Origin of the sequence: Enterobacter sp. JBIWA005, from assembly GCF_019968805.1 — a bacterium.
Classification (GTDB): domain Bacteria; phylum Pseudomonadota; class Gammaproteobacteria; order Enterobacterales; family Enterobacteriaceae; genus Enterobacter; species Enterobacter vonholyi.
The window spans coordinates 3,616,128-3,638,364 of sequence record NZ_CP074159.1 but is presented as its reverse complement, the minus strand read 5'-3'; the positions used below and the strand labels follow the sequence as shown (position 1 = coordinate 3,638,364).

The following is a 22,237-nucleotide window of genomic DNA, read 5'->3' as shown; positions in this document are numbered from 1 at the left end:
CGTCACGCTGACTGATTTTCATTTTTCCACTCCCGTCCGGTTGCTGCCTGCTGCTGTTGCTGCTGCATACGGCTGTTGCTCAGCGCCTGGGCTTTTGGTGCGTCCATCACCAGCATGCCTTCTTTTAACACCACGACGCGCTCCACCAGTTCCAGAACCGGTACGCGGTGCGTGGCGACGATCAGGGTGCGATGCCCGAGCCAGTCGCCCAGGCGCTGGATGAATTCCCGCTCGGTGTGCTCATCCAGCGACGCGGTGGGTTCATCCATCAGCACAATATTCGGATCGCGCAGGAGCATTCGCGCCAGCAGAATCGACTGGCGCTGCCCGCCGGAGAGCCCTACGCCGTTTTCCATGATCGGATAGTCCAGCCCCTTGGGCAGCTTCTGGACGAAGCCCGCCGCGCCGGTCAGCTCCAGCGCCTCGAAAATTTCTTCGTCGGTGGCGCGCGGCATGCCGAGGGTGATGTTTTCGCGCAGGGTGCCGTAAAACAGCCGCGCGTTCTGAGTCATAAAGCCGACGTTGCGGCGCACGTCCGCCACGTCGAGATGCGGCAGGCTGAAGCCGTCGAGCCGCAGTTCGCCCGCCGCCAGGTCCATCCCGCCCGCCATCGCCTGCAGCAGGGTTGATTTGCCCGCGCCGTTGCGCCCGAGGATCGCCACTTTTTCTCCCGGCCTTATCTCCAGGCGATTAATGCGCAGCGCCATGCGCGGATCGTCCGGCTGATAGCGGAACTGCGCCTGCTCGAAAAGATAGTGTCCGCGCAGGACGTCCTGGCGGATCGGCGTCTCCTCGCGCTGGTTTTCGGTGGGAAGCTGCATGATGCTGTCCAGCCCCTCTTTTGCGGCTTTGACCTGCTGCCAGCGCGCCAGCACGCCGCACAGCGTCGCCATTGGGGCGATCATGCGGGAAGCCAGCATCGACGCGGCGACCACCGAGCCGGTGGTCAGGGTACCGTCGATCACCATCGGCGCGCCGACCACAATCACCCCGGCGTAGACCAGGCTCTGAATGGTCATCCCCCAGCTGATCAGGTTCTGCGTCAGCTCGCGAGTGCGCAGGCCGGATTCCGCGGTGATCTGGATATAGCTGTTCCACTGCTGCAAAAAGCGGTTTTCCGCCTGCATCAGCTTGATGTCCTCCAGGCCCTGCACGCTCTCCACCAGCACCGCGTTGCGCAGGGTTGATTCATGCGCCGACTGCTTTGCCAGCTCCGCCAGCTTCTTCTGCAGCAGCAGGCCGGGCAGGACCATGATCACCGCCGCGACCGGGGCGATCCACGCCAGCTGCGGGGCGATGATTGCCAGCACCACCACGAACAGTAAAAAGAAGGGCAGGTCGACAATCGTCGAGATGGTGGACGAGGTCACCATCTCACGGATCTGCTCCAGCTCGCGCAGCTGTGAGATAAAGCTGCCGGTGGAGCGGGGGATCGCGCTGTTACGCAGCCGCAGAGCGTGGCCGAATACGCGATCCGAAACGCGCATATCCGAGCGCTTGCCCAGCAGATCCATAATGTGCCCGCGCGCCACGCGCAGCACAAAACCAAACAGGGTGGCAATCAGCACCCCTATGGTCAGGACGTACAGCGTCGGGTAGGACTGGGCGGGGATCACCCGGTCATAGACCTGCATGGAAAAGACGATCCCGGAGAGCGACAGCACGTTGATAAACAGCGCGGCGAGCATCACCCAGCTGTAGGGGTGGAGATCGCGCATCACCAGCCGGTAGAGCCAGTCCGGACGATATTTGGAGATATAGGCATCCACGCGGCTGTCCTTTAGCGCGGCGAGTGGACGCAGGGCAATAACGTGGCGTATAGCGGGCAGCATCGCCGTCATCGACAGCCGGTTGGTGTAGGTCTCGTCGTCGAAAAAGCTGACTTCCAGCGTATCGTCCCCGTCGAAATGCTCGATCACGCCGATCCTGCCGTCATTCATCGCTACGACAACCGGCAGACGCCAGCTGTTGATCGCCTGTCGATCGTCGGTAAGGAGCTGAAACGACAGCCCTGCTTCGCGGGCCAGCTGGGTGAGGGCGGGCACCATCGGTTTGCCTTTCAGCCAGGGTGCGCCTGCAATCAGCGCGCCGGGCGAGCAGGCGACGCGATAGCGCGTGGCAACAAAACCAAAGGCCTGTGCCCACTGCGCCAGCGCCTCATCCGTCATGTTTTCACCTTGCGGTATATCACGCTGCTTCATGGCTGGATCTCCACGGTCTGGATGGTGCGGTTATCAAGATCGAACGCGTGACGCAGCTGTCCGGTGTTATACAGGCAGTTGAGCTGCAGCTGGTGCAGCTGACCGAGGGTCTGCTGCTGGGTGAAGCGCGCCTGATAAACCTCCTGTTCGGCGTTGAGTACGTCGAGCAGCGGGCGCGAGCCGAGGTCAAGATACTGCTGCTGGTACAGTTCGCGGGTGCGTGCGCTGAGCGCCTCCTGACGGCCCTGAATTTGCAGCGTGCTTTGCAGGCTCATCACCTGGCTGCGGGCTTCCAGCAGTTTCTGGCGGACATCAAGACGCGTGCGCTGAATGGTGGACTGCGCCGCCTCCACCGCGTGTCCGGCAGCGTTACGCCGTGCGGTGAGGCCGCCGCCCTGATAAAGCGGCATCTGAACTTTCACCCATGCGGAATACTGGGTGCGATCCCGCGTGTCGCTGCCCGCGTAGCGATCGTTCATGTAGTGGCGCACCTCCGGCTCCAGCGAGACGGTTGGCGTCATCTGCGCGTCGGCATAGTCCAGGTTAGCCTGGGCGACGTTAGCCTGCGCCCAGGCGGCAAGTACCGCGGGAACCAGGCGGTCGTCCGGCTCGGCGATGTCGCAGCTCCGGCCCAGCTTTTGCGGAAAGTCATTGCTTATCGCGTTCAGGCTGTTCCAGCCGAGAAAGCTCATCAGCGTGGCGCGGGCGCTGTCCAGGCTGGCCTGGTACTGCATCAGCTGTGCTCGCGCGCCTTCGATTCGGGCATCGGTCTGCACCACGTCAGAGAGCGATGTGGCCCCTTCGTCGTTACGCTGGCGCGTCAGCGTGCCGATAGAGGAGAGGGCGTCGAGCTGCTCTTTAGCGGTCTCAACCATCTGCTGCCAGGTTTGCACCTGCACCATGGCGACGGCGGTATCGTGGGCGATAGTGTCGATACTCACCAGCACGTTGGCCTGCTGCTGGGCAACGCCGGCGCTCTCGGCGCGTACCTGGCTTGCCACTTTGCCAAAGTCGTAGAGCATCTGTGAGAGAGAAAGCACCAGCGACGGCGTAAAGCCGTTCTGGTCGCCGTCGTGGGAATAACCGTTGTCCACGCCGGCATTAATCTGCGGATAGTATTTTGACTTAGCGACGTCTACTTCTTCGCTCTGCTGGTAGAGTTTCCCCACGGCTTCGCTGATGGCCGGGTGCCAGGTGACGGCGCGGTTAACGGCATCGCCAAGCTGCAATGAACCGGGTGCGGCTTTGCCAGCCGCAGGTGCGACGCGGCCGTTGAGCGAGGGGAGTTCCTGCGTTTCGCGAAGCTGTCCGGTATTGATGGTGGCCGCCGGATTTGCGCAGAAAGCGGGCACAGATATCAGGCAGCACGAGAGCCACCAGTAAGGCATCTTCATTCCCATGTCATGTCCCTATAAAAAAATACGGCTTTATTATTTATGCCCGGGCGCTGCGCGCCCGGGTCATCTCTTGCAGGTGGTATCAGGTAATGATGTGTTGCTGGTTAACAAGCTCGTCGTAGGTGGTCTGAACGCCATCAAGCGTAACGAGCGTGGTATTAGTGTAGGTGCCCCCTGCACCATCACGGTCGATGGAGATCACGGTATTGCCATTACTATTAGTGACATGGAGATAATTCCCGAGCGTCGCGGCGCTACCGTTCCAGCCCACCAGCAGATCGCCGATGTCGATCTTGTCGCCCTGCGCCAGCGAGAAGCCGGTCCAGTGATCGCCCGCGGCACTGCTGGTGTTACCCCCCGTACCGTTGCCCACAGTGCTGTTCAGCACCTGGTAAATCAGCGTATCGCCGTAGGCCGTACCGGTGATGGCGTCGTTATGCTCAGAGCTGATGAACTGCGGCGCCATATTGATGGTCAGCGTGGCGCTGTCCGTTCTTCCTGCAGAGTCGGTCAGGGTGTAGTTGAAGGTCTCCTTCGAGGTCATGGTTGAGAGCGATACCCCGCTGTTGAGGGTATAGGTGTAATGGCCGTCAGCGCCGATCGCCAGCGTGCCGTAGTGGCCGACAATATTCACCGTTGCGCTGCCGGTATACGGATCCAGCGTGGTGGTCACGCCGTTGTAGCCGGTCACGCTCAGACGGGTATCCACCGAGTGGAGCTGATCCAGCACGCCGCCGGAGTCGGTGCCGTCAAAGATATTGCCGTTGACGGTGTGGCTGCCGGTGACGTCGAAATTACTCAGCGAGTAGGTGGTGCCGTTCACGCTTGGGGTAATGGTGATGTTTCCGACGCTCAGCCCCGGGACGCTACCGGTAAAGTTCAGCGTATAGGTCCCGGCGTTGAGATCCAGCCCGGTCAGCGCGACGTCGATACTGCCGCCCAGCAGCGAGGCCCCGCTGAAGGAGCCGCTGCGGATCACGCCAGAGCCGTCGCTGATGGACCAGTTCACCGTCAACCCGGTCAGCGACAGCAGCGATGCCACGTTAAAATGCAGCGATGCGTTGTGCAGCGCGGTATTCGCGTCGACCACGAAGGTTCCGCTGCCGCTGCCCTGGGTTGACGAGAGAAGGGCCGTCGTCCAGCTGGCGGTGCCCACGGTCGTATCCGAATAGACCGACGTGTGATGTACCGAGGTAAGGTCCATCGTGGCGCTGACATCGTTCACCGCATTCATCGCCTGCGCGGTTGGGGTGATGTTGAGCGATGCCGTATCCTTCGAGCCGTCAGGCGCGGTAACGGTGTAGACGAAGGTATCCGGCGTGCTGATATGGTCCGCCCCTACGCCGCTTCTCAGGGTGTAGGTGTACTGACCGGACGAATTGATGGTCAGCGTGCCGTATTCTCCCTGAATGGTGGTGGTTCCGCTGCTGTTGACCGCCACGCCGTTCACTTCGGTAACCAGCGTGCCCGCTGGAACCGGATCATTCGCCAGCACGTCGCCCGTGGTGGTTTCGCTGATGCTCGCCACGCTGTAGACATGGTCCTGCAGGACGTTCAGCGTGTAGGCCGTCAGTACGGCGATCCCGGATGCGGTATTCAGCAGGAACAGATACTCCCCGGCAGGCAGGTTCAGCGTCAGCTGCGGTGACGTACCCCCCAGCACTGGAGCGCGCAGCCAGCCCGACTCGACGCGAACCTGCTCGAAGGTCTGGGTCGCATTGTTGAACTTATAGACGTACAGGTCGAACACCGACGCCAGCGCCACGCCGCCCACGGAGGCCTGGATGGTCATGGTGCGGGTCGTCCCTTCCTCCACGTTGTAGATGATCGGGTTGGTCATGTCGTCCAGCAGGTTAAGCCCCAGCGTGCTGCCGAGATTAATGCCCACCAGGGTAAAACCGTTCTGAGACGAGGCGCCGTTATTCACCTCACTCACGGTGGTGTCAAAGGTCAGCGAGGCCGTGTCGTCCACTGCCACAATGCCGTTGATTACCGTACCGGCACCCAGAGACAGCACCAGGTTCGCCGACGCGCTGACGCCGTTATGGGTGATGGTGTAGGTGAAGCTCTCCGTCCGGCCAACGACCGCAGCGCTGGTGTCGGTCAGGTTATAGGTATAGCTGCCGTCTCGGTTGATGGTCAGCGTACCGTATTTGCCCTGGATCACCGTGCCGTCGGCGTTCACGCTGGTGGTGACGCCCTGCGCGTTAGTAACCGTGGAGATAGTGGTTCCGGCCGGCGCGTTGTCGCTGCCGGCGGTCGGATCCGTATCAAGGATCACGTTGCCGTTGAGACTGGTATCTCCGGTAACCGTACCCGGACCGGTCTCTTTCACCGCCACGTCGAGGCTGGTGTAGGAGCCGGTTGCCAGCAGGTTGGTGTTATAGCTAAGCACGCGGTAGTTACCGTCGGCCAGCCCGGTCAGGTTCAGTGAGACGCCGGTAGCGCCGAGGGTCAGGAGATCGGCAAACTGCGGTTGGCCGGTATCCACCACGGTAGTCCAGACGCCGTTGACGTAGTGCTGAACTACCAGCTCAAGAGTGTTGAGCAGAGAGAGCACCGCCCCCGTAGCGTTAGCATTCACCACGATATCCGCGCTGCCGCCGTTGCCCACCGTGAAGTTCACCTGCGCCGTGTCATTGCCCAGCAGCGTCAGGACGTTGCCCACGGCGCCGACCAGCAGGAAGCCGTAGTCGCTGTACTGGCTGTTGGTCACGGTCGCCGTGGTGCTGAGGTTCAGCTCTTCAACGTTATTGCTGGCGGAGAGCGGCAACACCGGTGCAAGGGCGGAGCCCGGCAGGGAGGTGTTGCCCGCGGCGTCGGTAGCGGTGATCTGCAGCGTCTGGCCTTCGATCTGTTTGTTAATGAAGGTGTAGCTGTAGGTGCCGTTGCTGCCCGCAATGGCGGTCACCGTCGAGCCGTCCGCAAGGCGGATTGTGACGGTACTGCCCGCCTCCGCGCTCCCGGTCAGGACGCTACCGTCGGCGTTGAGAGTCCCGGTCGGCGCCGTTGGGGCGGTCGTATCGACGATAATCGTCGTCACGCCTGACGCCGCGCTGGTATTGCCTGCCGCATCGGTGGCCGTGGCGGTGAAGTTATGCGTGCCCTGCGTCAGCGTGGTGGTTTGCGGCAGGGTCCAGTTGCCGTTGCCATCGGCGGTCACCGTGCCGACCAGCGTAATACCATCGTAGATCCTGACCGTGGCATTCGCTTCGGCTGTCCCGCTTAGCGTTGGGCGCGTATCGTTGGTCGGATTCGTACCAGTCACCGGACCGATAACGCTGCCGACATCATCAATCACCGAACTGATGACCGGCGCGCCCGGCGCGAGGGTATCGACGTTAATCACATACCCGGCGGTAGGTGCGCTGGCGTTGCCCACCGCATCGGTGGCGGTAAAGGTCAACGTGTGCGCGCCGTTGCTCAGCGCCGGAGATGGCGTAAAGCTCCACGCGCCGCCGGTCGCCGTCACGCTGCCGATCTGTACGCCGTTATCAAAGATTTTCACCGTCGACCCGGCTTCCGCCGTGCCGCTGAGGGTTGGCTGCGCGTCGTTGGTGAACCCGCCGTTTGCAACCGGCGTCGCCGCATTGCCCACGTCATCCAGAATGCTGGTCAGCACCGGCAGCGCAGGCGGCGTGGTGTCAACGGTGAGGCTGAAGCTGGTGGACGACAGGCTGGTATTGCCCGCCGCATCCGTCGCCTGCGCGGTGAAGCTGTGCGCGCCCGCGGTCAGCGTGGTGTTGAGCAAGATACTCCAGCTCCCGTTGCTATCCGCAGTGCCTGTTCCGACAAGCGTAGCTCCCTCATATATTTTCACGGTGGCAAACGGTTCGCTGGTCCCGACAAGGCGCGGAACGGTATCGTCGGTTGTTTGCCCGGACGTTAGCGGGCCGGTGATGCTGCCCACGTCGTCTACCGCCTGGCTGATAACCGGCGCGTTTGGTGCAGCGGTATCAACAATCAGGGTAAAGCCCGGCGAGGTCGGGCTGACGTTGCCCGCTGCATCGGTGACCGTGGCGGTCCAGGTATGGCTGCCGTTGCCCAGCGGTGCTGATGGCGTAAAGCTCCATGCTCCGGTACCGTCCGCCTGAACGGTGCCGACCGGCTGCCCGTTCTCATAAACGGTGACCGTGGCGTTGGCGGTCGCGGTGCCGTTCAGCGTTGGCGTGGTGTCGTCGGTGCTCTGCCCCGAAGAGAGCGGGGTTTGAATGCTGCCCACGTTGTCACCCGCGGTTGAAATGATCGGCGCCGACGGCACGCCCGTATCCACCGTCAGGGTAAACGGCGTCGTTGTGCCGCCGGTATTGCCCGCCGCATCGGTGGCGTTGAAGGTGATGGCGTGTGGCCCTTCGCCCAGATCGGTACCCGGTGTAAAGGTCCAGCTGCCCTGGGCATTGACCACCGCTGTGCCAATTTCGTTGCCATCAACGATCACGTGCACGGTAGAACCCACTTCGCCCGTGCCGTTGAAGGTTGGACGCGCGTCGTTGGTGCTGTTACCCGACGTGAGCGTCCCGGTGACCGGACCGACATCGTCAATCACGCTGGTCACCACCGGTACGCCGGGGGCTGCGGTATCAATGGTAAAAGCGAAGACCGATGAGTTCGCCGAGGCGTTGCCTGCGGTATCTGTTGCATACGCGCGCAGGGAGTAGCTGCCGTCGCTCAGCGGCGCGGTCGGCGTAAAGGACCAGTTCCCGCTTCCGTCAACGGTCGTTGTACCAATCTGCGTGCCGTTATTCATGATGTGGATAGTGCTGCCCGCCAGCCCGGTGCCGCTGATGGTTGGGGTGCTGTCGTTGGTTACCTGGCCGCTGGTGAGGTTACCCTGGACGCCGCCAGGGACGTCGTCGTTCCCATTATCCAGCGTCGGAACCGTCGGAGCGGTCAGGTCAACCACCACGCTCCAGGGAGCAGAGACCGCGCTGACGTTGCCCAGCGGGTCGGTCGCCCGGACGGTGAAGCTGTGCGAGCCTTCGCCGAGCGCGGTGTCAGGGGTAAACGTCCATGCGCCGGTGCCGTCAGCCGTTACCACGGCAATCTGGGTGCCGCCGTCGAAAATGGTCACCACGCTGTTTGCGTCCGCTGTCCCCGAAAGGGTTGGCGTGGCGTCGTTCGTTTCGCTGCCGCTGACCACCGTGGTGGCGGCGTTGCCGACATTATCCGTGACGTTAGTGATGACCGGCGTGGCGGAAACGGAGTCCACCACGACGGTGAAGCCCGCCGAAGGGCCGCTCTGATTCCCCGCAGGATCGGTCTCGCGGATGGTCAGGACATGGTTGCCCTCTGCCAGGGCGGGCGTGGTGTAGCTCCAGGTGCCGGTGTTGCCTACCAGCACGCTGCCCAGCAGCGTCCCGTTGTTGTAGATGGAGATGGTATCGCCCACCGCGCCGGTGCCGGTGAGGGTCGGCTGGTTGTCGTTGGTGGTCTGGCCGCTGGTCAGCGGGCCGGTGCCCGGACCGACGTCGTCAATCACCGCGCCGATAGTTGGCGTGCCCGGTGCGGTGAGGTCGACGGTGACGCTGGCCGCCGGAGAGCGGCCGCTGGTCTGGCCGTTGAGGGTCGCAGTCACTTCAAAGGTGTGCAGCCCCTCGCCAAGCGCCGCCGGCGTATAGCTCCAGTTACCGCTGCCGTCGGCGGTCACCGTCGTCAATGGCGTCGTGCTACCGTCCTGATAGATGGTAATCAGGCTGCCCGCTTCGGCCGTGCCGGTAAGCGTTGGCGTGGTGTCGTTGGTCGTTTTGCCTTTCACATCGCCAGTTACCGGATCCGCATCATCGACGATCGCCGTGATGACGGGCACCTGCGGCAGCTCAAGCGACGAGTCGGTGACGACAAAAGGCACGCCCGCGCTGGCATTCCCTGCGGCGTCCGTAGCGTTCACGGTCAGCGTGGTCGGATCCAGCTGCGCCGGACTCAGCGCAATCGAGAAGCTGCCGTCGCTGCCGACAACGCCTGTACCAATGACCGTGCCACCGCTATCTTTCACGGTAATAGTACTTCCTATTTCACCTGTACCGGTTAGCGGCGTTCCTTCCTGAGCCAGAGCCATGTTGATCGGGTCGGCAGGCGCGGCAGTATCCACCGTCACGCTCAGCGGTACTGAATCACCGGAGGAATTACCTGCTGGATCGCTGGAAGAGACGGTGAACGTATGAGGACCATCCGGCAGCGTCGTGTCGGCGGTCCAGCTCCAGGTGCCGCCCGGCTGGACCGTCACAAGCACTGTAGACGGTGTGCCGTCTACGGAAACGATAACGGTGGTGCCGGGTTCACCGGTCCCGGTAAGAGTTGGCGTGCCGTCCTTCGTGTAGAGCACGTTACTGGAAAGCTGGCTGTCGGCTACCGCACTAATGACGGGGATCTCAGGCGCAACGGTATCGAGCGTGACGGTAAAGACTGTACTCGGCGCGCTGAGGTTACCCGCTGCGTCCACTCCCACTACGGTAATGTTGAGCGGGCCGTCCGTTTGCGTGGGGAGCGTCAGGCTCCATTCTCCATTAGCCACCACGACACGACCCAGTTCGATGCCATTGTTGTAGACGATCACCGTCTCACCGTTAACGCCGGTTCCTCCCACTGTCGGCGTGGTATCCGTAATGTAGCCTCCGTTCGGTTCACCGCCCACGGCGCTGATCGCTGGCGTAGCCGGTGCCAGGGTATCCACGACGATCGTAATCGCTGACGACGGGTCAGAGATGTTGCCCGCTTCATCGGTGGCGGTGGCGGTCCAGGCGTGGCTGCCCTCGGCAATGTCGCTGCCAGGACGCCAGCTCCAGTTGCCGCTGCTGTCTACCGTGACGGTGCCCACGACGGTCGATATGCCGTTGACGGTGTCAGTGATGTTGATGATATCGTTCGGCGTCCCGGTGCCGCTCAGGACCGGGCGCGGATCGTTGGTGGTTCCGCCATCGGGTACGGGGCCGGTGATCTGGGTGACGCTGTCGGTGACGGTCGGTGCCGCAGGCGTAGCCGGCGCCTCGGTATCAATGGTGATGGTAACCGGCTGCGACGGGGCGCTTTCGTTGCCCGTGCCGTCCATGTTGGTGACGGTCAGGGTGATGTCATAGGTACCGCCGGGCAGCGGGGTTGATGGTGTCCACGACCAGCTGCCGGTATTGTCCACGACAGCATCGCCGATTTTGACGCCGTTGTTGTAGATCGTCACGGTATCGCCGGCCGTGCCGGTACCGCTCAGGGTTGGCGTGGTGTCGCGGGTGGTTTCGCCCGGGTTCAGCGTTGTTTCTGTTCCGTCAGGATTGACGGTGATGGCCGGCACGTCCGGCGTGACAGGCGCGACGGTATCTACCGTCAACACAAACGGGCTGGAGATGGTGGTATTGCCCGCGGCATCGGTGGCGTGAACCGTCAGCGAATGCGGGCCGTCGGTGAGCGGGGTAACGGGCGTAAAGCTCCAGCCGCCGTTGCCGTCGAGGGTGGCGGTGCCGAGCAGGGTGGTGCCGTCATAAACGGTGATCGCCGCATCAGCCGGAGCGGTGCCCTGCAGCTGCGGTTTGGTGTCATCCGTGGTATCGCCGCTGCTGAGCGGACCCTGAACGCCGCCGACGTCATCGGTCACGGTGCCGATGGTTGCCGCCACTGGTGGCGTGGTATCGACGGTCAGGGTGAAGCCGCCTGACGGCTGGCTGGTGTTACCCGCCGTATCGGTGGCGACAACGGTAAAGGTATGAGGCCCGCTGATAAGAGGCGTCGTGAGGGTATAGGTCCACGCGCCATTGTTGTCGACCGGAACCGTGACAAGATCGGTGCCATCGAGGCGGATGGTGACGGTTGAGCCGGGTTCAGCCGTGCCGTTGAGCGTCGGCGTGGTGTCGTTAGTGCTGTCGTTAGGGTTGAGCGCGCCGAGGCGTTCCGGCACATCATCCACCACCTGGGTGATGATTGGGGCATCAGGCGCCACGCTGTCAACCGTCAGAGTCCAGGTGTTGGAGACGCCGCTGGTGTTGCCTGCCGCATCGGTCGAGACGGCGGTAAGATCATGGGGGCCTTCACCGATCGGGGTGGAAGGGGTAAAGATCCATACGCCAAGGCCATTGGCGACGGTCGTACCAACAGCAACACCGTCCACGCGCACGGTGACAGTCGCGTTTGCTTCGGCGGTACCGCTGAGCGTCGGGGTGGTGTCGTTAGTGGTCCCATTCAGGTCGATCGCGCCGGTGCGCCCGGGGACATCGTCCACGACTTGTGAAATCACCGGGGCGCCAGGTGCCGTCCCGTCGACGTCAATTGTCCAGGAGTCTGATAACCCGCTCGGGTTACCGGCGGGGTCCGTCGCCTTCGCCGTCAGCACGTACGTGCCATCGGTTAGCGGTGCGGGCGGCGTAAAGCTCCACAGGCCGGAAGAGGGAACAACCACCGTACCGAGGACATCGCTGCCGTTATAAATCGTGATGGTCGAGCCCGCTTCGCCCGTCCCGTTCACGGTCGGCGCCCGGTCGTTGGTGATCCCGTTCGGGCCCACGGGGCCGGTGGAGGCCTGTACGTCATCAACCACCGACACGATAACTGGCGTCTGCGGTGGAGTAATATCCGGTGCCGCCGCGGAGGTGGTAGGACTCGTGTTGCCAGCCGTGTCGGTGGCGTCAGCGGTCAGGATTTCGCCGTTGAGCTTCGGCGGGGTCAGCGTCAGGCTGAAGTTACCCTGACTATCGGCAACAACTGGAGTGCCAACGAGTGCGCCGCCTTCAAGGATGGTCACCGTGCTGCCCGGCTCTGCGGTACCGCTGATGGTGCCGCCATCATTTGAAACCACGAGGTTTCCAGGGGCTAACGGCGGCGTGGTGTCCACGGTGAAGATGACAGGTTCTGAGGTCGCGCTCAGGTTTCCGGCGGCATCGGTTTCAGTGACGGTTATGGAGTGTGTCCCGTCCGGAAGCGGACCGTTCGGCGTTACGCTCCAGGTGCCGTTGGGCAGCACCGTCGTTGTGCCAACCACTACGCCGTTATCGTAAATAGTGATGGTTCCGCCGGACTCGCCCGTTCCCGCCAGGATCGGCAGTGAAGCATCGGTAGGCGCGCCCGACGTGATGGTTCCCTTGATAACGCCCGTATCGTCGGTCAGCACAATCGCGGTCGGGGCGTCCGGCGGAGTAAGATCCACCGTCAGGGTAAACACCGGCGAGGCAGGCCCGGTGTTGCCGGCAGCGTCGGTTGCCCGCACGGTAATCTGGTGAGTGCTTTCGCCCAGATCAACTGAAGGAGTAAAGGTCCAGGTGCCGTTGCTGGCGACGACCGCCGTACCAATGGCGATCCCGCCGTTATAAATCGTCACGGTCGAGCCCGCTTCACCGGTGCCGGTAAGCTGCGGGCGCTGATCGTTGGTGCTGCCACCGTTGCTGACTGCCCCCGTCTGTGGAGCCGTATCGTCAGTTACGCTGGTGATGGCTGGCGCATCGGGCGCAGTGGTGTCCGGGGCGGTAAGATTCGTGCCCGGGCTGGTATTCCCGGCGTTATCCGTCGCGGTGGCGGTCACCTGCTCGCCGTTGGTCAACGGCGTGTCGAGAGATACGGTAAAATTGCCATCGCTGCCCGTTTTTCCTGTGCCAATGACGTTACCGTTCGCATCTTTCAGCGTGATGGTACTGCCGGGTTCTGCGGTACCGGTGACCGTTTTGCCATCTGAAGAAAACTTAAGGCCGGAAGGCGCGTTCGGCGCTGTCGTATCCGGATCGGCCGAATTGTTACTGCTGCCATTATCACCACCACCGCCGCCGGTGCTTGCCGCCGCCGCGATGCCGCCCGCAGCGGCAATCCCGCCCAGGGCCCATGGCCAGATGGCGGCACCACCGGCGTCGCTCCCGGAGGCCGCAAGCAGCATGTCCGTAGACGCGATGGATTCGTACGTGGCGGCTCCGGTTGGATCTTCAATCCACCACAAAGCGCCCTGGCTGTCCTGCAGCACCAGCTGGCTCACGCCCTGCGCGTCCGCGACGTAGAAATTTTTAAGGGTGATCACCTCGCCGGAGTGGAGCGTAACCAGCAGATCGTTACCATTTCGCGCGAAGTGGGAGACGCTCGCTCGCTCGACATGGAGCTCGACGACAGAGGAATGGCTCAGTGTAACCTGGGTGCCTTCCGTGGTCGTTTCCACGTCAGTAAGTTTTGAAATAACAGAGATTTGGCTCATTTAGGTATTACTCCAGCAGATGTGTCATGAACGGCGAGCAAGACGAGCCATCTCTGCAGAAGGTAAAGGGCGCCCCCGGCGCAGTCGCTGTTATAACGCAGCACTCACCGTCGTTTTTAGCGCGCACGATGCCCGCCAGAATTCAGAGTGGCAACATCAGAGCGAATCTAATGACTTATAAAAGAGAACAGTTTTTATGGGTGTTTTGTGTCTTATAAAACCCTGTATTTAATAGAGGAATTATTTTTCGGAATATAAAAATGATATAGACAGAAAACGATAGTTGTGCAACTTAAGCTTTCGTAAATAAGTGCCAAAACAATGAAGAGGGCATTAATATACGGGGGGTGTTAATAATTTAAATTGCATAAGATATTGTTTTATATGCTTTTGTTTTTTCATTGTGATGCTGATTATAAATATGATTAACGCAGTATGATAATTGGTAGGGGACATTTTCAATATAATGATTAACGTTGTTGTTTAAGTGCGCTTAATATGCATTTAAGTTAGGGTAACATTTTTGATATAAAATATATTATATCACTCGCACAATGAAATATATTCTTATGCGGGGTTAAAGTTCTGCTATCACGCGAAATGAATAGCGTTAAGGAAAGGGTAAAATAACCTGATATATTTCCATTGCGGCTACGATGTCGGCATGAATTTGCGACAACAAAAAAAATACGGGGAGAATGAATAAAAATCGTCAGTCGGGCGTTAACTGACGTCACTTCCTTCTTACCCTGGAGCTTTGTATGAACACGACCTCGTTTCGTTTGATCCCGGTGCTGATTTTTTCCCTGCTGTCCCCACTGGCGCTGGCCATGGGCAATAATAGTACCGAGAGCAAAACGCCCGATTGTCCTTCCGGACAGGTGTATGACAGCGCCACACAGAAATGCGTGCCGGACAAGAGCAGCAGCCTCAGCGATCAGGACAAAACCAACTATGCGTACCATCTTGCGAAGAAAGGAGAATACCAGGCGGCGCTGAACCTGCTTGATTCGCTGAAAAATGGCAATACGGCTGAAGCGTGGAACTACCGCGGGTTCGCCACGCGCAAACTGGGCCGCACGGACGAAGGGATTGGTTACTACCAGCGCGCGCTGGCTATCGCCCCGGATTATGCCAAAGCCCGGGAATATCTCGGTGAAGCGTGGATGGTAAAAGGACGCCCGGACCTCGCGAAAGAACAGCTGAAGGTGATTGCCGGTATTTGTGGCCAGTCCTGTGAGGAGTATCGCGACCTGCAGGCCGCTATCAACGGACATCCGGAATCCTGATTTTCTCGTGGAGGGAAAACACATCGCTACCCGTGAGGTTCGTCAACAGTTAGCCGCACACCTGCCGCGTCTCTGGCGGTATGGGCTGGTGCTGTCGCGAAACAGGGATATCGCCGAAGAGCTGGTTCAGTCCACCTGCGTGCGTGCGCTTGAAAGAAGCAGCCAATATACGCCGGGCACACGCATAGACAGGTGGCTGTTCGCGATCCTTCACTCCATCTGGATCTCTGAACTTCGGGCACGACACGTGCGTCAGGGGCAGGGATTTGTGGCCAGCGACGAGCTTATGGCACTGGACACCCGTGAACAGGATGAGACACGCCTGCATTACCTTAAGGTGATGCAGCGCGTCAACGCGCTGCCTGAAGCCCAGCGCAACGCGGTATTTTTGGTTTATGTCGAAGGCTTTACCTACCAGGAGGCGGCAGACACTCTGGCGGTGCCGATCGGAACCGTTATGAGCCGGCTGGCGACGGCACGGGCTCGGCTTGCCAGATCCGCTGACGCACTGCCTCCGGTAAAGGAGAAACGCTCTTGAACGCGCACCGTTTTGTACCGCCCTATAACGACGACGCTATCGTGGCCTGGATAGATGGCGAGATGTGCCGCGCCGACGCGCAGCAGTTTGAAGAACAACTGAAAAAAGACGAACGCCTCGCCGGGCGAACCGATGAACTGATGAAAAGCAGCCAGGATTACGCCGGAGCGTTTGCCTCCCTGCTGGATGACGCGCCTCTTGAGACAATGCAGGCGCGTCTGGCAGCTCTTCCCGATCCACAATCCTCCTCGCCGGTCGGCGTCAGCAGGCGGGCGCTGATTGCCGCATCGGTCAGCTTTTTGATGGTTGGCTCCGGGCTGGGCTACCTGCTGCGTCCCGCAGCTGTGCCTGCGGATGAGAATGCCCATATCCGCGACCTCGAAGCGCAATATATGTCCCTGTACAGCGTCGAGACGCTGCTGGATATGGACAGCGCGACGCCGGTCCTGCAGCGCGGGCTGGAACGGGCTGCGCAGGACATCGGCCTGAAGCTGAACATGTTGCAGCTTGTCCTTCAGGGAGCAGAGCTGAAAATGGTGCGAATGCTGCGCTATGAAACCACCTCGATCGCGCAGATTGCCTGGATCAACGCCGACTACGGCCCGATGGCGCTTTGTATCTCTCCGGTTGATGAAAAGGCGACGGCCTCTCTCCGCCAGGAGAAGCGGCACAGCATGAACCTGGCGTGGTGGCAGGATGCGGGCTACCAGTTTGTCCTGATTGGCCGCAACCCGCCGTCACATCTGCGGGGAAACGCGGAGCAGCTACAGCGCCTGATCTCAGGATGACGGCACTTTATTCGTCTGAATCGCAATGGCAATGGCAATTCGATCGTCCACGACCAGGGCAAACTTATCCATTCCGTAGGACGCGCGCGAGATCGCCGTGGTGGCGTCCAGCGTGAGGGCTTGCGCATGCGGGTTTTTCACGATGGCCTCCAGGATCACCGGACGGGCAATGTTTCGCACGGTCAGCGTGCCGAACACCCTGAACCGCCCGTCGCCCTGGGCGACCACGCGAGAGCTGATGAACTCGATAGTCGGGTAACGCTCGGATTCAAAAAACATGTCGCTTTTGAGCTGCCAGGTGAGCAGCTTGTTTGAGGCTACGAGAGTCGCTACGGGAATGGTGACGTGAATATGATCGTCGACGTCGTTTTCCGGGTTGAGCGTTACGGCTCCCGTCACGCCGCTGAATGTCGCCCAGGAGAGGATGCCGCCGAAGGCATGCCACGACAGCCGAATGGCGGTGTTATCGGTGTCGATAATGTAGCTTTTCGGGGCAGCATGCAGGGAAGGGCATAACAGCAGAACGGCCAGAAAGGCCAAAAGGCGATACATAGTGGTTTCTCCGATAAATGCGCACTGCGTAAACGCCCGAGGTGCTAATTATATTCGAAGAAATAAAAAAGGCCGCAAGCGCGACCTTTTTGCGAGCATAAATATTTACTCAGTGACTTTCTTTTCCAGCTCGCTGGCACCTTCTTTGGTTTTGTTCCAGCCTTTCTCAGCGCCTTCTTTGGTGGCATCCCACCCTTTCTCGGTGCCTTCTTTGGTTTTATGCCAGGCTTTCTGGGAATCTTCGCTGACCTTGCTGCCAAAGCTTTCGCTTTTACCTTCCGCAGCATGCTTCTGTTTCAGCTTCAGCTCTTCACCTTTGTTCTGCTCTTCGTGCAGTTTTTGCTTCGCCTCGTTGGCGTTTGCGTTCGCCGCCGCGACGGTATCGTCAGTTGCATGTGTGGTCGCAGCAAATACTGGGGAAGCCAGCAGAACGGCAGATAATGCGATAATTGTTTTTTTCATAATATCCTCATTTAACGTTATCGGTTATGAGCGTGATTCAGCATGGCACAGGCGAAACGGGATGGCTTTAGGAAAAAACTGTAATGAGATCAACATGCCCCGATGAGGGGTATTTCGCCTGAGGATTATCCAAAGGATAAAACGCCTATTTCCGCGAGGGCGGCGAGGGTCAGGAGAATGAATATTATGACGGTTATGGGTCTGTACATGGTGGGGCTCCTTCCGGGGTGAGCGGCTATTCCGTAGCGCTGGGTGGGGGTGTTTTTTTATTCTCCATAGGGGGTGGGGCGGTGTCGTTGATGTTGGTCAAAGGGAGAGGGTAGCTTCTCAAGCGAGAAGATGAATGAGCTCTGTCAGGGCTGGACGTAGTGATTGTGGTGGAATGATCGCAGATTCACTCCCTTCTCGCTGGCGGCTCGCTTGTTCATGGCGGGTTTGATAAATACTCCGATCTCGATTTTGTTGTTGTGGTAGACCCTCTCTACTATGACGAAATCATGGCTCAGCGTATTGTGCTCGCCGGAACACTGGGTCACCTGCTCCATGCTTTCACCGGGGAACATGTGGGAGAGCCTCGTCTGCTTAGCCATGCTGAAAGCCGGAGCCCGGGCCTGAAAGGTTTTGGTCTGTTCCGCCCCCCATGTTCAGACGACGTTTGCTAAAAAATGGTCGTCTGAATTTCGGTTGTGAGGTTCTTCCTGAGTGCTTAGATTCATTTTCAATCTATCGAGAGGATATGAATATGAACTTTGCAGAACGCCACTATCAGCATGAGCCTCTTCTTATCGCCAACGTCTGGGATGCCGCCAGTGCTGTCGCAGCGCAAAAAGCAGGCTACCAGGTTCTGGGAACGTCCAGTGCAGCTATAGCGTCCACACTGGGATATGACGACGGGCAGCGAGTGCCGTTTGATGAGTTATTTTATATGGTCACCCGGATCCGGGCTGCCAGCAGCCTGCCATTGAGCGTTGACATGGAAGCAGGGTATGGTGATTCAGCCGAAGAGATAGCAGACAATCTGCGGCGCCTTGCTCAGACAGGCGTCTCAGGCGTTAACCTCGAAGACAGCCGAGTCATAAACGGGGTTCGTCAGCTTGACGATGCCTCTGATTTTTCCCGTAACCTGAGAACAGTATGCGATACGCTGAGAAGCGAAAATTACAGCTTGTTTCTGAACATCCGGACTGACACTTACCTGCTCGGGCATGAAGACGCGTTGCAGGAGACGATATTACGGGGTCAACGCTATACAGCTGCAGGTGCTGACGGCCTTTTTGTTCCCTGCCTGACGTCAGAGAAAGACATCAGCCTCATTGCAGAGGCAACGGGATTGCCTCTGAATGTCATGTGTATGCCCGATCTTCCGCCATTCGACAGGCTGAAACGGGCCGGGGTAAGCCGCATTTCAATGGGCAATTTTGTTCATTCAGCGATGCAGTCAACGCTGACTGATGTCATGCATGCGATCCGATCTCGTCAGACGTTTGAAGGACTTTTTGGTGATGAAAATAACCGATAAAAATCTGTGTGATATCTGGTATCAGGCATTACTTGAACGTGCTTCAGACTACACTGGCGTGTTTTTTGTTGGCGTCAAAACCACTGGCGTATTCTGCATTTCGGTATGTCGGGCGCGAAAGCCCAAGCGCGAAAATGTCGAATTTTATAAAGATGCCAAATCTGCCCTGGCGGACGGCTTTCGTCCCTGTAAGGTCTGCAGACCTGCGGAAAATGCGCACAGCGCGCCATTATTCGTTGAGCAGGCGCTTGCGCTTGTCAGGCGCGATATCAAATCCCGTGTAGCAGACGCGGAGCTTCGTCAGCATGGCATCAGCCCGGAGCGGTTAAGGCGCTGGTTCCTGCAACATCACGGCATCACTTTTCAGGCTTTCCAGCGAATGCAGCGGGTGAACGTTGCCCTGCAGGAGCTAAAAAGTGGACGAGCGGCGACTGATGTTGCGCTGGACAATAGCTATGAATCGCTTAGCGGCTTTGGTTATACCTACAAGCGGCTTACTGGCGCAGCGCCGACTCAGGCAACCCAGGTGATAGTCATTCACCGGTTTACCACGACGCTTGGACCGATGTTTGTCTGCGCGACAGAGCGGGGAGTCTGTCTGCTGGAGTTTACCGATCGCCGGATGTTAGAAACAGAATTCCGCGATATTCAGCGTTTATTTAACGCCAGAATCGTCACCGGCGAAAACAGCCATACCCGGCAGACAGTAAAAGAGATCGGCGAGTATCTTGCCGGAACGCGCCGACAGTTTGATCTGGCTTTAGATGCTCCGGGCAGTGATTTTCAACAATCCGTCTGGCATGCGTTGCGTGCTGTTCCCTATGGACAGACCTCACACTATCAGGCCATTTCACTACGGCTTAATAAGCCCAATGCTGTGCGCGCCGTCGCTGCCGCTAACGGTGCCAACCGGATTGCGATTGTGATCCCCTGTCACAGGATAATTGGAAAAGATGGCGCGATGACAGGTTACGGAGGGGGGATTTCACGCAAAGAATGGCTCATTGAGCATGAGAGAAATAATGTTTAATGGCGTGATGTTTCTGTGTCGCCGGGAAATTTTACGGACTTCGCGGGACATGTTGAGGGTACAAAAAAGCCCGCAGGGCTTGCGCCGTGCGGGCTCTTAGGACTTCATCGGATGACTCTGGTAATCACCGATGGAGAATTTTGGGCTGGCGTCCCTGTAATTAACCATTCATTCCATTGATTTTAAATATTATTTAAACTTTGAATTTTATGTGTGGTTCTAAAAAGGAACCATAAATCTTAATGGTATGTGTTCTCACGATTAGCGGATTGGAGAATTGTATCAAAAGGAAACAAATTCTTCAGTTCAACTCCCTGCTGGTAGCTGAACTGCGCAAGCAGGATCTGCTTTTCACCGATTAGTGAATGCGGTAGTTTTTCTGCAAAACTGAATTCTATCCGTAGGGCAGTACCAGCATAGGTGGAGAATGGATTTTGAACAACTGGTCACCAGAGCATACAAAAGACATCAAGAGTTGGTTTAAGATTGATACATATCGCAAATTTGAAGACCTCTCATTGCTCCAGTTCTACCATGAGATATGGGCTCGGAACTTGTTCTTTAAGGAGTATCGAGAAGAGTTTGAGAGCAGAACTCTTATGGGTTACTTCTCAAAAATTTTCAGTGGCAATCCTTTTTTAATTGAAGAAGGGCAACTGGGATACATGACTCCTGCCAACAAACTTTTTCAGCCTCCCCATTTTTTTCTAACAACTCTTGATCGCCTTGCTGAAACGAGCATCATTGCTATGCAACGCGGAGGTTTTGTTTGGGATGGTGATGACAATTATTCAATAAATAGAGATCTTCGGGAAGAATCACTTTCAGATATTATGCCAGATCAGTTTTCACGAACAGTCATGTTCGAGATTGATTTGGCAAGTGGCACAGACGAAGAGATTGCAGAGTCGCTTAAAGCTGCATTACCGCAGTGGCGTAAAATCAAAGGTATCGAACCAGATCCTTTAGAATCAGTTCGCTTTGGGTATGGAACTATCAAGAAACTCATCAGTTATCGTGTGATACCTATGCTGGATATCTTGGTGTGGGCAGCCGTTAAAAAAATCCGTGTCTCTGACGACAGGTTATCCAGACTGCTATATACGGACGATGACGAAGAAAGCGAAATGAGGCAGTTTAGCCAAATCAAAGATACCGACAGGCCTTTGGCTCTTAAATCCTGCACAATTGACTTTATCCGACAATTTCATTACTTCATGAACAAAAATAGCCATTTGAAGCAAATGAAAGTCTCTGATGTAATGAAACTATCGGATTAGAATTACATCTATAACTATTTGTTTTAATAGTGAAAATTAACTAAAGGCATCATTGTGAATGGTGCTTTTTTTTGCGATTTTTACTTTAAACCGGCCATTTTGACACTTGCTATAAAACGGGGGAATTTCAGCTTCTCTCAAGTTCCCCTGTTCTGTACGGCACCAACTTCGAGAAAACCATCTTGCATAGCTGCGAAGAACCTCCGCTTCAGGAGCTTCGCTCTTTTCTTTTCCCAACTGTTCGTATAGTGACTTCACTGCAACGACAAGGGATAACGAAATGAAAAATCAAGCAACCCGCCTCATACGATTACCAGAAGTTCTCGAACGAACTGGCTACGGAAAAGCCTGGATATATCGTCTGATCAACGATGGCAAGTTTCCTGCTCCTGTCAAAATTGGAAGTCGTGCAGTAGCTTTCGTTGAAAGTGAGATTGATACCTGGATTCAGTCTGTTATCGAAACAAGTCGAAATAATGTTGCTTAATTGAACATAGGAGCGGTTTTATGAATATCGAAGAATTTGTAAGCGAAGAAAACCATATGTGCAATTTATGCGGAGATCTTTTTTACAAGATCTTTGACCAAGAAGTGATTTATGACTTACCCAATAACGAGTTTAATAAAGAAATCATTTACTGGCTCAGTCAGTACCTTGTAGGAAATTTGAAAGAACCTTTAAACTCGATCTCTGAGCTTAATGTTTGCAAACAAATATATGTTTACGAGACCTGGTTCTCTCTAATTAAATGTCCTGATGAAATGAAACTTCTAGCGAAGCGGATAATTTTATATCTAATGGACTAAGAGCTTTTTATGAAAATGTAAAGTTTGACTGGATAATTTATCTTAAAACTTTACAGAATAATTTACATTATTGTGGTTGCCGTTTATTAGCAAGGCAGTGAGATAGTTTTACAAGTATTAGGTGTACATAATAATAACTAGATCTACCAGATGATAATTTGACAGGAATAATCGTCTATCTCACTGTTTTAATTTAACTAAATGACTTAATCGATTCAAATAAA

Annotated in this window: 13 protein-coding genes and 1 pseudogene; 9 read left to right on the top strand and 5 right to left on the bottom strand. The window is 57.4% G+C overall.

The genetic code is table 11. The features are described from left to right. Positions 1–2 precede the first annotated feature (2 nt). From KGP22_RS17215 to KGP22_RS17205, 3 genes are all read right to left on the bottom strand, one after another. Positions 3–2,201 carry a type I secretion system permease/ATPase gene (locus tag KGP22_RS17215; protein ID WP_223580325.1) on the bottom strand — a complete coding sequence of 733 codons (2,199 nt, stop codon included), beginning with the start codon at positions 2,199–2,201 and terminating at the stop codon, positions 3–5. Further along, positions 2,198–3,601 (bottom strand): TolC family outer membrane protein, encoded by a 1,404-nt coding sequence (locus KGP22_RS17210; RefSeq protein WP_111965879.1) that lies wholly within the window; start codon positions 3,599–3,601, stop codon positions 2,198–2,200. The genes KGP22_RS17215 and KGP22_RS17210 overlap by 4 nt, the downstream gene beginning before the upstream one ends. A 79-nt stretch (positions 3,602–3,680) precedes the next feature. Continuing rightward, a complete protein-coding gene (locus KGP22_RS17205) occupies positions 3,681–13,748 on the bottom strand; it encodes a BapA/Bap/LapF family large adhesin (RefSeq protein ID WP_223580323.1) in 10,068 nt (3,355 codons plus the stop codon). A gap of 761 nt (positions 13,749–14,509) precedes the next feature. Between KGP22_RS17205 and KGP22_RS17200 the strand changes: the two genes are divergently transcribed. The 3 genes from KGP22_RS17200 to KGP22_RS17190 are packed head-to-tail and all read left to right on the top strand — an operon-like array spanning position 14,510 to position 16,363. Continuing rightward, complete coding sequence (locus KGP22_RS17200) at positions 14,510–15,037, top strand: tetratricopeptide repeat protein (RefSeq protein WP_023294382.1); 528 nt, start codon at positions 14,510–14,512, stop codon at positions 15,035–15,037. A gap of 7 nt (positions 15,038–15,044) precedes the next feature. After that, a complete protein-coding gene (locus KGP22_RS17195; RefSeq protein ID WP_223580321.1) occupies positions 15,045–15,575 on the top strand; it encodes a sigma-70 family RNA polymerase sigma factor in 531 nt (176 codons plus the stop codon). Beyond that, positions 15,572–16,363 (top strand): hypothetical protein, encoded by a 792-nt coding sequence (locus tag KGP22_RS17190; protein WP_223580319.1) that lies wholly within the window; start codon positions 15,572–15,574, stop codon positions 16,361–16,363. Before KGP22_RS17195 ends, KGP22_RS17190 begins: the two co-directional genes overlap by 4 nt. Here KGP22_RS17190 and KGP22_RS17185 read toward each other — a convergent pair. Both KGP22_RS17185 and KGP22_RS17180 read right to left on the bottom strand, forming a co-directional pair. Further along, a complete protein-coding gene (locus tag KGP22_RS17185; RefSeq protein ID WP_115876103.1) occupies positions 16,355–16,915 on the bottom strand; it encodes a YceI family protein in 561 nt (186 codons plus the stop codon). The genes KGP22_RS17190 and KGP22_RS17185 overlap by 9 nt on opposite strands. 105 nt (positions 16,916–17,020) lie before the next feature. After that, on the bottom strand, positions 17,021–17,377 hold the full coding sequence (locus tag KGP22_RS17180) for a hypothetical protein (protein WP_008502540.1): 357 nt from the start codon (positions 17,375–17,377) through the stop codon (positions 17,021–17,023). A 386-nt stretch (positions 17,378–17,763) separates the two neighbouring features. Here KGP22_RS17180 and KGP22_RS17175 point away from each other — a divergent pair. The 6 genes and pseudogenes from KGP22_RS17175 to KGP22_RS17150 all read left to right on the top strand — a co-directional run. Further along, positions 17,764–17,961, top strand: a pseudogene (locus KGP22_RS17175) (nucleotidyltransferase domain-containing protein); the annotation flags it as partial. 158 nt (positions 17,962–18,119) lie between these two features. Further along, complete coding sequence (locus KGP22_RS17170; RefSeq protein WP_223580317.1) at positions 18,120–18,896, top strand: isocitrate lyase/phosphoenolpyruvate mutase family protein; 777 nt, start codon at positions 18,120–18,122, stop codon at positions 18,894–18,896. Beyond that, positions 18,880–19,926 (top strand): methylated-DNA--[protein]-cysteine S-methyltransferase, encoded by a 1,047-nt coding sequence (locus tag KGP22_RS17165; RefSeq protein WP_223582462.1) that lies wholly within the window; start codon positions 18,880–18,882, stop codon positions 19,924–19,926. Before KGP22_RS17170 ends, KGP22_RS17165 begins: the two co-directional genes overlap by 17 nt. Positions 19,927–20,360: 434 nt before the next feature. Next, entirely contained in the window at positions 20,361–21,206 is an 846-nt protein-coding gene (locus KGP22_RS17160; RefSeq protein ID WP_223580315.1) for a DUF6387 family protein, read from the top strand. Positions 21,207–21,486: 280 nt separating this feature from the next. Further along, positions 21,487–21,693 carry an AlpA family transcriptional regulator gene (locus KGP22_RS17155; protein WP_000795663.1) on the top strand — a complete coding sequence of 69 codons (207 nt, stop codon included), beginning with the start codon at positions 21,487–21,489 and terminating at the stop codon, positions 21,691–21,693. 20 nt (positions 21,694–21,713) lie between these two features. Next, positions 21,714–22,013 (top strand): hypothetical protein, encoded by a 300-nt coding sequence (locus KGP22_RS17150; protein WP_223580313.1) that lies wholly within the window; start codon positions 21,714–21,716, stop codon positions 22,011–22,013. The last annotated feature ends 224 nt before the right edge of the window (positions 22,014–22,237 follow it).